This is a genomic window from Streptomyces sp. cmx-4-9, from assembly GCF_046548835.1.
Classification (GTDB): Bacteria; Actinomycetota; Actinomycetes; order Streptomycetales; family Streptomycetaceae; genus Streptomyces.
The window spans coordinates 567,091-579,160 of the sequence record NZ_JAEBEE010000002.1 but is presented as its reverse complement, the minus strand read 5'-3'; the positions used below and the strand labels follow the sequence as shown (position 1 = coordinate 579,160).

The following is a 12,070-nucleotide window of genomic DNA, read 5'->3' as shown; positions in this document are numbered from 1 at the left end:
CCTCCTGGCGTGTGGGGAGCCTGGACGGGCTGGGGCGGGGACGGGGGTGCGATCAGGACTGCGCGGGGGCCCGGCGGTCGGTGATCAGGTTCATGGTGTGGCGTACGGCGCCGGCGCGCGCGCCGGTGCCGGGGGTGGTCAGCCGGTCCAGCACCGCCGCCTTGCGCGCGCCGTGGATCCCGAAGGTGGTCTCGGGCTCGGCGTCGAGCGGGCCGCGGACGTCGATGAGGCGGACGACGATGTCGTCGCGCTGGAAGATGCTGCTGCTCCGTACGGGGCTGTCCGGGCGGCGCGCGGCCTCCTCGTCCTGTCGGGCGAGGAAGCGGGCGAGCAGCGGGCCGCGGCCCGGGCGGGCCGGGTAGAACACGGCGTGCCGGGTGACGTCGGCGGACTCCGGTTCCGGGGCGGCGATGTGGTGGACCGCGGGGAGGGCGGCGCGCATGAAGAACATGCGCGCGGACTCCGGGTCGTTGAGGTCGCGGTCCTGTTCCAGGTACGGGTTGATGGCGTGCTCCACGGCGCGCACCTCGGGCTGCTCCGACACGTGGCGCAGGGCGGCCATCAGGTCGCCCTGGACCTCGACGGTGCGGACGACCCGGTTGCCGTGCATGAACAGGGAAGTCCGGCAGAGGCGGGTGTGGTCGTCGACGCGGGCCGTCGGGGAGGCGTAGTCGGAGAGGATCGCGGCGACCTTCTCCTCGCTGCCCGGCGTGACCGTGAAGGTGAGGGCGTGGCGGACGATGCCGGCGCCGAGGCGGGGGGTGGGCTGGAGCCGGGCGCCGGCGGGTCGGGCCGCCTGGTCGTAGCCGCGGCCCGTCTCCCGCAGCACGGTGAACTTGAGCGGGCGCATCATGCGGGCGCAGGCTCCCAGCGGCTTCACCTGTTCGGCGTGGTGTTCGCTGTTCACCCAGGCGAGGTACTGGGGCGCGCTCTCCCACTCGCTGGTGATGAGCCACTGCGAGGGGTTCTCGAAGGACTGGCACAGCTGGTCGCTGATGTGGCCCGGCACCGAAGCGATGTCGTGGCGGAGCTGTTCGTACGCCTCGAAGAACCGCTGCTGGGTCCCCTCGTGGAGGTCCATCAGCAGCACGACCCGGAGCATGGAGCCGTCGAAGGCTGACTGCGACACCCGTTCGGACAGGGTGGTTGTCATCTACTCACTCCTTCGTGAGGGGGTGGAGATCCATCGCGCACGGACCCCTCGTCCGTCATCGGAGGCGTCTGCCCGGGCCGGCCGCTGCCCCGCTCGGGCAGAGCGGGCCGGCACTTCTCGGGGGGAGCCGCTGTCGCTCATCGTCATCCGAAGGGGGACGTACCGCTACATGTCCGGATCAAGCGGGTGACAACCGGCGAATCGCTTGGGCCTCGTCACCGATCGGGGGCATAAAGAGTCCACTCCCCCACACAGAAAACAGGAGCCCGCAGCTGATGGAAGACAAAGCCGATGTTCGTGTACCGGTTCTCGTCGTGGGCGGCTCTCTCGTGGGCCTGTCCACCTCGCTGTTCCTGAGCCGCCTCGGAGTCAGGCACCTGCTCGTCGAGAAGCACTCGGGGACCTCGCCGCATCCGCGGGGCCGGGGCATTAACGCCCGGACCATGGAACTGTTCCGTACGGCAGGGGCGGAGGGTGCGATCCGCCGGGCGGCGGCCGTGCTTGAGGGCGTCCAGGGCATCCTGCAGGCCCAGTCGCTGACGGGCGGCGAGCTCAACTGGCTGATCAAGGAGATCGATCCGGCGGGTGCGCTGCGCCGGTTCAGCCCCACGGGCTGGTGCCTGTGCAGCCAGAACAACATCGAGCCGGTGCTGGCCGCGCAGAGTCGGGCGCAGGGCGCCGACGTGCGCTTCTCCACCGAACTGATGAGTTTTGACCAGGACGCGACGGGGGTGAACGCCGTCGTCAAGAACCGGGAGACCGGCGAGCACACCACCGTGCGCGCCGATTTCCTGATCGCCGCGGACGGTCCGCGCAGCCCCGTCCGGGAACAGCTGCGCATCCCGCAGACCGGCAGCGGCGAGCTGTTCCACAACGTGAGCATCACCTTCCGCTCCGAGGGGCTCATCAAGGTCCTAGGGGACCTGCGGTTCATCGTCTGCTACCTGATGCGTCCGGGTGCGGACGGTGCGCTGCTGCCGGTGGACAACGACCAGCAGTGGGTCTTCCACGCGCCGTGGCACCCGGAGAACGGCGAGACGCTGGAGGACTTCACCGACGAGCGGTGCGTGGAGCAGATCCGCAACGCGATCGGCGCACCCGACCTGGACGTGGAGATCGGCGGCAAGGCGCCGTGGCATGCGGCCGAACGGGTGGCGCAGCGGTACGCGGTCGGCCGGGTCTTCCTGGTCGGGGACGCCGCGCACGAGATGTCCCCCACCGGGGCCTTCGGGTCCAACACGGGTATCCAGGACGGCCACAACCTGGCGTGGAAGATCGCGTCGGTGCTGGACGGGTCGGCCGGGATGGAGCTGCTCGACACCTACGAATCCGAGCGGCTTCCGGTGGCGAAGGCCACCAGCGAGCGCGCCTCGGCCCGTTCCGCGGAGCACAGCCACCCCGGCTACGCGCCGCCGCCCACCATGGGCGGCGGGCCCGGCAGCGGGGTCCTTCCCACGGCCATGGGCTACTGCTACCCGGACGGTGCGGTGGTGGGCGGCGAGCGCGGCCGGGCGATCATCCCGGACGCGTTGCGCCTGACGGGTGACACCGGGACGCGGTCCCCGCACCTGTGGCTGACCCGGGCCGACGGCGAGCGGCTGTCCGCCCTGGACCTCTACGAGCGCTCCTTCGTCCTGCTCAGCTCCCCCGGGACGCCGTGGCAGGAGGCGGCCCGCCGGGCGGCGGCGCGGACCTCGGTGCGGCTGGACGCGTACACCGTCGGCACGGGCGCCGACCTGGTCCCGGAGGGCGGCGCCGACTGGGCGGAGCTCCACGGGCTGACCGCCGCGGGCGCGGTGCTGGTACGGCCCGACGGATTCGTGGCGTGGCGCTCGGAGGGCGCCGTGGACGATCCGGAGGCCGTGCTGGCCGACGTGCTCTCGACGGTGCTGCGCCGGGCGTGACCGTCTCCCCCTGCCTCCCGCCGGCCGCCCGTGCGGCCGGCGGGTGCGGCTCAGCAGCGGTGTCAGCGGCAGGCCCAGCAGCCTGCCCAGCAGCCGGCGCCCGGCCGGGCGGCGCGCCGCCGTCCGCTCTCGCGGCCGGCGTTCCCGGCGGCGTCCCGGTCCTGGGCGGTGCGGCGTGCGCAGCAGGCCACCACGACCGCTATCGCGGCCAGTTCTTCGGGCGCCGCCAGGCCCTTCTCGACACGGAGCAGGCTCGCCATCGGGGCATCCATCGACATGGGCACGGCCTCTCGTACGGGGGCTGCGCGTGCTTCCCGCCGCCGTGTGCGGGGCGGAGCGGCCCGGCGCGGGCGGGGGCGGCACGCGGCCGGCTCGGCGCACTGACGCACCGTGGTCCGCGCGAGCGGACCGGCCGGCGGGTTCCTGTCGGGTCACCGGGACTCCTGACGCGACCGACGCTACAAGCGCGCGGCTGCGGCGGCACTCCGGCGGGCCCCGGCCGCCGGCCGTCCGCCCCGCGCACGGGGCGGAGTTCGCCCTCCTTTGCGGGCACGGCCGCCGCACGTCACCGGGACCCGGCATGAGCCCCCACTGGCCCCTGGTCTGCCGGGGCTGTTCCGGGCAGCTGTACGCCGTACGGACCACGGACCACGCGGGCGGCAACACCGCGGGCCAGTGGGAGGTCGACCACGAGGTACCCGCGCTGATGTGCCCGTTCGAGGGCCTGCTGCCGCTGACCGGTACCGCGGTTTCGGTCCACGACCTGCTGGGGGCCCGGGAGGTGCTGGGGCCGCCCTGCTGAGTGCGGCGGGTTCGGCCGTACGGGTGAGGACGCCTGCGGCGCGCGGCTGCGCGGCGGGCGCCCCGCCGGCGGCGGCCGCGGATGGCCGGTGTCTGACGGCGGGTCGCCGGGGCCGGTCAGCCCGGATCCCGGCCGAGGTGGCGTTGCAGCCAGTCCGCGGCGGCGCGCCGGTAGAGCCGCCGGTTGTCCGCCCGCAGGAAATCGTGGCCCTCGTTGCGCAGCGTCAGCTGCCGCGCCGGCACCCCGCGCTCGCGCGCCGCGCGGACGAACTGCTCCGACTCCCCCGGCGGCACGTTGGTGTCGTGTTCGCCGTGCACGGCCATGACGGGCGCGCGCAGTTGGTCGATGCGGCTCATCGGGGACAGGGCGCGCAGCAGCTCCCGGTCGTGTTCGGGGTGCCCGTACTTGGCGGCGGCGGACTGCGCGATCCACGGTTCGGTGCCCGCGAAGAACGTGGCGAAGTCCGACATCCCGCAGACCGCGACCCCGGTGCGGAAGAGCTCCGGGTGCCAGACCAGGGAGGCCATCGTGAGGTACCCGCCGTACGAGCGGCCCATCACCCCGAGCCGCAGCGGGTCGGCGTACCCGAGCGAGACCGCGTGGGCGGCGCAGTCGGCGACGTCGTCGATCGCGGCGAACCGTCCGGCGCCGAGGTCGGCGTCCACGAAGGAGCGCCCCCAGCCGGACGAGCCGCGGACGTCCGGGGCGAACACGTCCAGGCCCCGGCCGAGGAGTTCGTGGTACAGCGGGTTGAAGACCGGCCGCTCCTGTTCCTCGGGGCCGCCGTGGAGGTGGATCACGCAGGGGGCCGGCCGGCCCGGGTCCCGGCCCGGCGCGCGGTAGTACCAGCCGCCGAGCACCAGTCCGTCCCGGGCCCGGCAGCGCAGGGGGACGGGGCGTACGGGGGGCGGGCCGGGCGGGACGGCCTCCTCGTCCCGGGCCGACCAGCCGGCGCGCACCGGTACGAGGGCGCCGTCCAGGCTCCAGATCCCCGGTCGGCGCCGGGACCCGGACAGGGCGGCGAAGAGTCCGCCCTTCTCCAGCGGGGTGATACGGGTCACCACCTCGTGGGGCAGGGCAGGGCGGTGGTACGGTCCGACGCCGCCGTCCGCCGGGGAGGCGGGGAGCGCCACGCTCTCCAGCGCGCTCGCGCCGTGCACGTTCCAGGCGAGGACGGCCCACCGGCCGTGGTCGGGCACGCTGAGCAGGTCGAGGGCGGACTCCTGGCGTTCCGCGGCGACGGCCGTACCCCGGCCGGCGCCCGCCTCGTCCAGCTGCACCCGCAGCAGGGCGGCGAACTCCCGGTCCGTGTCGCTGCGCAGCCACAGCGTGCGCGCGTCGGCGGAGAACCGGCCGATCCAGGGGTCGCCGTCGGCGACGTGCAGGGCGAAGGCGGTGCCGCCCGTCACGGTGTCGAGCACCAGGGCCTCGCGCCGGCCGCGCGGGCCGCGGCGCAGGAGCGCGAGGCGGCCGCCCGCGCTCATGTCGCACACGCGCAGCGAGGCGGCTCCCGCCTCGCGGTACAGCAGGACCGGTGCGTTCGCCCCGTCCGGGTCGACCAGGTACGCGGCCAGGCCGCCGCTTCGGGCGGGCCCGAGGTCCGGGAGGGGCGAGCGGCCCGCGGCCGGCCGGGCGGGTCCCGGTCCGCCCTGCTCGGGGCCGGCCCCGGGGGGCGGGGCGACCGTGACGGCCAGGGCGGTGCCGTCCCGCGTCCAGCACCCGAGGTGGGCCGAGCTGCCCGGTTCGGCGCCCGCCAGCACCTGGCGTCCCGTGCCGTCCGGCCTCACCGCCAGGACGCGGGTGTGCTCGCCGCCGCCCGGCGCCGAGGTGTAGGCGATCCAGCGCCCGTCGGGCGACCAGGAGACCTCGGTCACCGGCTCGGGGTCGCCGTCCAGTACGTGGGCCTCGTCGCTCCCGGCCGGCCCGCTCCACAGCTGCGGGACCCCGGCCCGGTCGCAGATGAAGGCGACGTGCTCCCCGGTGGGGTCGGCCGACGGGTACCAGCAGCCGTGGGCGGCCAGCAGGGTCGGCGGGTCGGGGCTGCGCCGGTCGGCCAGCCGGACCGGTATCGGGGCCGGCACCGGATCGGGCGCCGGGGCGGGCGCTGCCGCGGGGGCGGGCCCAGGCGCCCGCCCGGAGGCCGGGGCGGGCGCCGTCGGCCCGTGGGCCGACGCGGGCGCGCGTTCCAGGGGTTCGGTCTGTTCCAGGGGCATGGCCGCCTCTCCCGGCACCGCTCGGGGCACCGACCGTTCAGTGGATGCCGTGTGCCTGCAGCCAGATCTCCAGTGTGGCCACCTGCCACAGGGTGTTGGCCCCGCGCCGGGTGCGGTGCCGGTCGGGCGCCGCCAGCAGTCCGGCCACGTTGCCCTGGTCGAAGATGTTCCGCCGGCGGGCCTCCGGGGCCGTCAGCGCCTCCCGTACGCGGGCCAGCACGGGCTGCGCCATGTGCCGGACCGCGGGAACCGGGAAGTAGCCCTTCGGGCGGTCGACGACCTCGGCGGGCAGGAGGGTGCGCCCGATGTCCTTGAGGACGGCCTTGCCGCCCTGTGCCAGCTTCAGCCCGGGCGGGCAGGCCGCGGCGAGTTCGACGAGTTCGTGGTCCAGGAACGGGACCCTCGCCTCCAGGCCCCAGGCCATCGTCATGTTGTCGATCCGCTTGACCGGGTCGTCCGGCATCAGGGCGTGCACGTCCATGCGCAGGGCCGCGTCGAGGGCGGTGTCGGCGCCGGGAGCGGCCATGTGGCTGCGGACGAACTCCGTCGAGGCGTCGTGGCCGGCGGCGAAGTCGGGGTGGAGCATGGCGGTGAGTTCGCCGTGCGTCCGGTCGAAGTAGGCGGCGGCGTACGCCTCGTCCGCGTCGGACCGGGCGGCCGCGGCGATCTGCGGGTACCAGTGGTAGCCGGCGAAGACCTCGTCCGCGCCCTGGCCGCACAGGACGACCTTGACCTCCTTGGACACCTGCTCCGCCAGCAGGTGGAACGCCACGGTGTCATGGCTGATCATCGGTTCGCTCATGGCGCCGATCGCCGCGTCCAGGGCGGACGGGAGCCGGTCGGAGGGGATCATGAACTGGTGGTGGTCGGTGGCGAACCGGCGCGCCACCAGGTCCGAGTACCGGAACTCGTCGCCGGCTTCCCCGTTCTCCTCCTCGAAGCCCATGGCGAAGGTCGCGAGTTCGCCGTGCCCCTCCTCGGCGAGCAGGGCCGTGATGAGGCTGGAGTCCAGTCCGCCCGACAGAAGCACGCCCACGGGGACGTCGGCGACGGTGCGCCGCCGCACGGCCGTGCGCAGCGCCTCGTGCACCGCTTCCTGCCACAGCGCCGGGTCCTCGCCGAGTTCGGGGCGGCGGGTGTACGACGGCTGCCAGTAGCAGTGGTCGTGCTGGGTGCCGTCCGGCTCGATGACGCGGACGGTGGCCGGCGGGACCTTGCGTACGCCGGCCAGTACGGTGCGCGGCGCGACCACCGTGCCGTGCCAGCTGAGGTACTGGTGGAGCGCGACCGGGTCGAGGGAGGTGTCGACCCCGCCGCCCGCCAGCAGAGCCGGGACGGTGGAGGCGAAGCGGAGGCGGTCGCGGTCCTGGGCGACGTACAGGGGCTTGATGCCGAGGCGGTCGCGGCCCAGCATGACGCGGCCGGTGAGCTGCTCGACCACGGCGAAGGCGAACATGCCCACGAGGTGGTCGACGCACGAGCGCCCCCACTGGGCGTACGCCTTGACGACGACCTCGGTGTCGGAGTCGGAGAAGAAGCGGTGTCCGAGCGCTTCGAGGCGGGCGCGCAGTTCGCGGTGGTTGTAGATGCAGCCGTTGAAGACGGCCGTGAGGCCCAGCTGCGGGTCGGCCATGGGCTGGGCGCCGCGCTCGGACAGGTCGATGATCTTCAGGCGCCGGTGCCCGAGGGCCACCGACCCCTGCGACCAGGCCCCCCGGCCGTCGGGTCCGCGCGGCTCCAGGACGTCCGTCATCCGCTCGACCGCGGCGAGGTCGGGCCGGCCGCCGTCGAACCGCACTTCCCCGCTCAGGCCGCACACGGGACACCTGCCGATGGTCCGACGCCCCGGCACTGCAGCCCGCGGGCGACCTCACTCTCCGTGAAGGATCGGTTCACGTACACCATCTCTGCACTCCTGTGCCGGTTCGGCCCGGCACAGGCAGAGCCGGTCCGAACGGGCGGTCGACATACCCCGCGCCTGCCCGCTCGCCTGCCCCTTAAGCCGATGCATTCTCCGGCGGCCCCGCCCCGCCGGCCACGCCCGCAGGAGCAGGGACCGGCGGCCGGGCGGGCCGGCGGGTGGCGGCGCGGGCACCGTGTGTCACCCCCGGGCGGTCAGCTCGGCGCATCGGGTGACCACGCCGGCCAGACTGCCCTCGCTCGCGAGAAGCTGCCGCTGGATCCGGGCGCCGTTCCCGTGCTCGAACAGGCGGGCGATTCCCTCCCGGACCCGCTCGTCGTCGCCGTGGTCCACCAGGGCCTCGCGCACGTGCTGGTAGAGGGCTTCGACGGCATGGGCGGCAGAGGTCTCCTCCATCGTCTCGGGATGGAGCAGCGCGCCGTCCAGGCCCGAGCGGCCCGCCCGCCACGAGGCCAGCCTCAGCAGGCTCGTGCCGACCCGGGCCGGCGGCCGGCCGTCCTGCCAGGCACGGGCGGCGGTCTCGGCCAGGCCGCGGATGAGCGCGGCGAGCAGGACGGGCGTGGAGGCGTCCAGGCAGACGTCCGCGACCCGGACCTCGACCGTCGGGTAGGCGGCCGACAGCCGGGCGTCGAAGTAGACCATGCCCTCGTCCCGCAGCACGCCGGTGCCCACCATGCAGCGGACCTGCTCGTGGTAGCGGTCGGCCGAACCGAACAGGTCCACCGGGCCGGCCGAGGGCCAGCGGTTCCACACCCGGCTGCGGTAGCTCCCGTACCCGCTGTCCTCGCCCTGCCAGAAAGGGGAGTTGGCGCTCATCGCGGTCAGCACCGCCAGCCAGGGCCGGATCCGGTCCAGGACGGCGACGCCCTCCTCGTCGGAGGCCACCGACACGTGGACGTGGCAGCCGCAGGTCAGCTGCTCCTGCGCGGTCAGCCCGAACTGCTCGCCCATCCACCGGTAGCGGTTGCCCGCGTTCAGCGAGGGCCGGACGGCCAGCGGGGAGGTCGCGACGGCGGCGACCGCGGCGCCGGCGGTGACCGCGTGCAGGGCGGCCTCGCGGCGGATGCGGCTGATCTCCTCCTGCAGTGCGCCCATCTCCGTCACCGGTGAGGTCGCGAACTCCAGTTGCTCCTTCTGCAGTTCCTCCTCGAACGGGTGGGCCCTCACGGCGCCGCCGCCGGGCCGCTGCCAGGCGTGGCGCTCCGCGGATGCCAGCACCGCCCCCGAGACGGCCAGCGGCTCACCGCTGCGCGCGTCCACCAGCAGCAGTTCTTCTTCCACGCCTACGCTTCGCATGTCGCCGCCCACGGTCGAGTCGTCGAGGTGCCGCGTCCCGGGTACCGGGTGCCGGCTTCCTGCCCGCCTGCCCTGCGCCACCGCGCCCATGCCCCGGGCGGATCCGGGAACCCGTCCCCGGCCGGCCCCGCCGACCGGTCAGCGGCCTTGGAAGGCGAGCGCCTCGGACAGCGCGGCTTCCTGCTCCGCCAGGTCCCCGGCGTTCCGGGCCACCACCGCGTAGCGCCAGGAGCGGCCGTCGGGGGGCACGTCGCCGTAGAGGAGGACGCCCTCACCGCGGGCCGGGTCGAAGGCGAGGCCGCGTTCCCGCAGCCGGCCGAGGACCGTCTCGAAGCCGAGGGGGCTCGGCGTCAGCCCCTTCGCGACCGTCCAGGCGGGGGGCGCGCCGGCCCGCGCGCCGGTCAGGCGGGTGATCATCGCGTGGGGAGTGGTGGTGGCGGTGCGCCGGATGTTGCTCTCGCTCGCGTAGACCGCCCCGTCGGCGTCCACCAGCGCGTCCAGCCCGAAGGGCCCGGCGAAACCGCGGCCGGCCAGGTGGCGGCCCAGGGCCGTCCCCCATGCCTCCAGGTCCCCGGCCGCGTGCGCGCAGGGCGGCGGCAGCGGGGAGACGTACCCGGTGAACGAGCCGTCGGCCGTCCGCATCTCGCCGCTGAACAGGGCGCGGGTCCCGGTGGCGGTGGTCTCCAGCTGGACGCTGACCGAGGCGGCCACCTCCAGGCACTCCTCCACCACCCACGTCCCCAGCGGGCCCCCCACCGGGTCCGGTTCCAGGTCGGCCCCGCCCTTGAGGTCGGCGCGGGACACGAAGCGCATGCCGTGACCCCCGGCCGAGCGGTCGGGTTTGACCACGACCCGCTCGTAGTCCTCCAGCAGCTCGCGGACCACCCCCTCGACCTCGGGGCGCAGGCACACGCGCCCGTGCGGCAGCCGCATCCCCAGGCGCCCGGCCGTCTCACGGAAGCCGGCCTTCGTGTTGAGCAGCATCACCGTCTCCAGCGCGGCCGCCGCGGCATCGACATCCGGGTACGGGTGCACGGTGAGCCCCAGGTCCCGGGCGAAGGCGATCACCGAGGCGTCCAGCGCCGTCGGCAGCAGCGCCGCGCCGCGGTCGGCGGCCAGGGCCCGGATGTGCTCGACGAGTCCGGCCTGCCGGACCGCCAGCGCCAGGGGCACGGCGCCCGCCGGGGGCACCTCCACCACCGTCACGGCCGACGGCGGCACCCCCGTCAGCTCGTGCACGTACCGCAGGAACTCCCGGCTCAGGGGCACCGGAGTGACCAGCACGTCCCCCGGGCGCAGCAGCCAGGCCTTGCGCGGCGCCTGCTGGGCCCACTGGGCCAGCACGTGCCCTTCGTCGAGGTCCACCGCCAGGTCCGAGAGGAAGTTGGCGAAGACGACATACGGGCCCGCCTCACTCACGGCTGCTCCTCTCGCCCCCCGTGGACTCGCACCGGACCCGTCCATCATGCCCCCTGGCGGCCGGGGAGGCCGGTCCGCCGCGGCCCGTCCGCCGCGGCCCGTCCGCCGCGGCCCGTCCGCCGCGGCCCGTCCGCCGCGGCCGGCGCGGCTGGGGCCGGTGCGGCCGGGAAAGCCGGTCCGGCCCCGGCGGCACCGGCTACCCTGCTGTCCGGCGGGGCACCCGCCCGCGGACCCGCGTGAGGAGCACCCGTGCCCGTACAGCGCCCTGGGAGCCGCCCCACCCTGGAGGCGGTCGCGGCGCGCGCCGGAGTCTCCCGGGCCACCGCGTCCCGCGTGGTCAACGGCGGGGACGGCGTCCGCCCCCACCTGGCCGACCGGGTGCGCACCGCCGTCCGGGACCTCGGGTACGTGCCCAACCCCGCGGCCCGGGCCCTGGTCACCCGGCGCACCGGCGCCGTCGCAGTGATCATCGCGGAGCCGGAGGTCCGGATCTTCTCCGATCCCTTCTTCTCCCGCCAGGTGCGCGGCATCAGCAAGGAACTGACCGCGCACGACGCCCAGTTGGTGCTGCTGCTGGTGGAGGACCGCGGGGACTACGACCGCATCGAGCGCTATCTGGCGGGCGGCCACGTCGACGGGGCCCTCGCCTTCTCGCTGCACGCGGACGACCCGCTGCCCGCCCTCACCCGCCGCATCGCCATGCCCACGGTCTACGGGGGCCGCCCGGGCTGGACCGCCGCCCCCGGGGACCACGGCGAGGTCGCCTACGTGGACGTCGACAACCGAGGGGGCGCCCGTGCGGCCGTGCGGTACCTGCTGGAGCGGGGGCGGCAGCGGATCGCGCACATCTCCGGGCCCCTGGACCAGACCTCGGCGGCCGACCGGCTGAGCGGTTACCGCGACGTCCTGCCCGCGGCCGGGGACGCCCTGGTCGCCGAAGGGGACTTCACCGAGGCGGGCGGGGCCCGCGCGATGGCCGAACTGCTGGACCGCCGTGCCGGGGTGGACGCGGTGTTCGCCGCGAACGACCTGATGGCGATGGGGGCCCTGCGGACCCTGCGGGAGCGCGGCCGCACGGTGCCCGGGGACGTGGCGCTGATCGGCTTCGACGACGCCGAGGCGGCGGCGGGCACCGATCCGCCGCTGACCACGGTGCGCCAGGACATCGAGGGGATGGGCCGCCTGATGGTGCGTCTGCTGCTGGGCACCCTGGACGCGGCCCGCACGGCGGACCGTTCGGCTCCGGCATCGGTGGTCACCGCCACCTCGCTGGTGCGACGCGGCTCCGCCTGACGGCGCCCGGACCCGTCGAGCCATCACGGCGATACGTCCGGTTCCTCCTAGGATCAGCGGGTCCGAACC

General features: G+C 75.1%; 9 protein-coding genes. 3 read left to right on the top strand and 6 right to left on the bottom strand.

All coding sequences use genetic code 11. The features are described 5' to 3' along the window. Nucleotides 1-52 precede the first annotated feature (52 nt). The gene (locus tag ACLJTM_RS08655) at nt 53-1,153 is read right to left on the bottom strand and encodes a SchA/CurD-like domain-containing protein (protein WP_411102842.1); all 1,101 of its coding nucleotides are present in this window, start codon (nt 1,151-1,153) and stop codon (nt 53-55) included. 275 nt (nt 1,154-1,428) lie between these two features. On the opposite strand from ACLJTM_RS08655, the gene ACLJTM_RS08650 reads away from it, so the two are divergent. Beyond that, nucleotides 1,429-3,057: an FAD-dependent oxidoreductase gene (locus ACLJTM_RS08650; protein ID WP_411102841.1), complete on the top strand. Its 1,629-nt coding sequence runs from the start codon at nt 1,429-1,431 to the stop codon at nt 3,055-3,057. Between the two features lie 62 nt (nt 3,058-3,119). Here ACLJTM_RS08650 and ACLJTM_RS08645 read toward each other — a convergent pair whose 3' ends face one another. Then, nucleotides 3,120-3,317: an acyl-CoA carboxylase epsilon subunit gene (locus ACLJTM_RS08645; RefSeq protein WP_411102840.1), complete on the bottom strand. Its 198-nt coding sequence runs from the start codon at nt 3,315-3,317 to the stop codon at nt 3,120-3,122. A gap of 320 nt (nt 3,318-3,637) precedes the next feature. On the opposite strand from ACLJTM_RS08645, the gene ACLJTM_RS08640 reads away from it, so the two are divergent. Then, nucleotides 3,638-3,859, top strand: coding sequence for a hypothetical protein (locus ACLJTM_RS08640; RefSeq protein ID WP_411102839.1), 222 nt, complete (start codon nt 3,638-3,640; stop codon nt 3,857-3,859). 116 nt (nt 3,860-3,975) lie between these two features. Here ACLJTM_RS08640 and ACLJTM_RS08635 read toward each other — a convergent pair whose 3' ends face one another. The 4 genes from ACLJTM_RS08635 to ACLJTM_RS08620 form a co-directional block, all read right to left on the bottom strand. After that, a complete protein-coding gene (locus tag ACLJTM_RS08635; RefSeq protein ID WP_411102838.1) occupies nt 3,976-6,072 on the bottom strand; it encodes a S9 family peptidase in 2,097 nt (698 codons plus the stop codon). Nucleotides 6,073-6,109: 37 nt separating this feature from the next. Beyond that, nucleotides 6,110-7,891 (bottom strand): N-acetylglutaminylglutamine amidotransferase, encoded by a 1,782-nt coding sequence (locus ACLJTM_RS08630; protein WP_411102837.1) that lies wholly within the window; start codon nt 7,889-7,891, stop codon nt 6,110-6,112. Between the two features lie 282 nt (nt 7,892-8,173). After that, nucleotides 8,174-9,289, bottom strand: a complete 1,116-nt coding sequence (locus tag ACLJTM_RS08625; protein WP_411102836.1) for a glutamate--cysteine ligase — start codon at nt 9,287-9,289, stop codon at nt 8,174-8,176. Nucleotides 9,290-9,427: 138 nt separating this feature from the next. Next, nucleotides 9,428-10,708: a peptide ligase PGM1-related protein gene (locus ACLJTM_RS08620; RefSeq protein WP_411102835.1), complete on the bottom strand. Its 1,281-nt coding sequence runs from the start codon at nt 10,706-10,708 to the stop codon at nt 9,428-9,430. 249 nt (nt 10,709-10,957) lie between these two features. Here ACLJTM_RS08620 and ACLJTM_RS08615 point away from each other — a divergent pair, with 249 nt between their 5' ends. Then, a complete protein-coding gene (locus ACLJTM_RS08615) occupies nt 10,958-12,001 on the top strand; it encodes a LacI family DNA-binding transcriptional regulator (protein ID WP_411102834.1) in 1,044 nt (347 codons plus the stop codon). Nucleotides 12,002-12,070: the final 69 nt, after the last annotated feature.

Excerpts from the sequence above, each read along its gene's own strand:
- ACLJTM_RS08655 (WP_411102842.1), bottom strand. The coding sequence starts at position 1,153 with ATGACAACCACCCTGTCCGAACGGGTGTCGCAGTCAGCCTTCGACGGC.
- ACLJTM_RS08650 (WP_411102841.1), top strand. The coding sequence starts at position 1,429 with ATGGAAGACAAAGCCGATGTTCGTGTACCGGTTCTCGTCGTGGGCGGC.
- ACLJTM_RS08645 (WP_411102840.1), bottom strand. The coding sequence starts at position 3,317 with ATGGCGAGCCTGCTCCGTGTCGAGAAGGGCCTGGCGGCGCCCGAAGAA.
- ACLJTM_RS08640 (WP_411102839.1), top strand. The coding sequence starts at position 3,638 with ATGAGCCCCCACTGGCCCCTGGTCTGCCGGGGCTGTTCCGGGCAGCTG.
- ACLJTM_RS08635 (WP_411102838.1), bottom strand. The coding sequence starts at position 6,072 with ATGCCCCTGGAACAGACCGAACCCCTGGAACGCGCGCCCGCGTCGGCC.
- ACLJTM_RS08625 (WP_411102836.1), bottom strand. The coding sequence starts at position 9,289 with ATGCGAAGCGTAGGCGTGGAAGAAGAACTGCTGCTGGTGGACGCGCGC.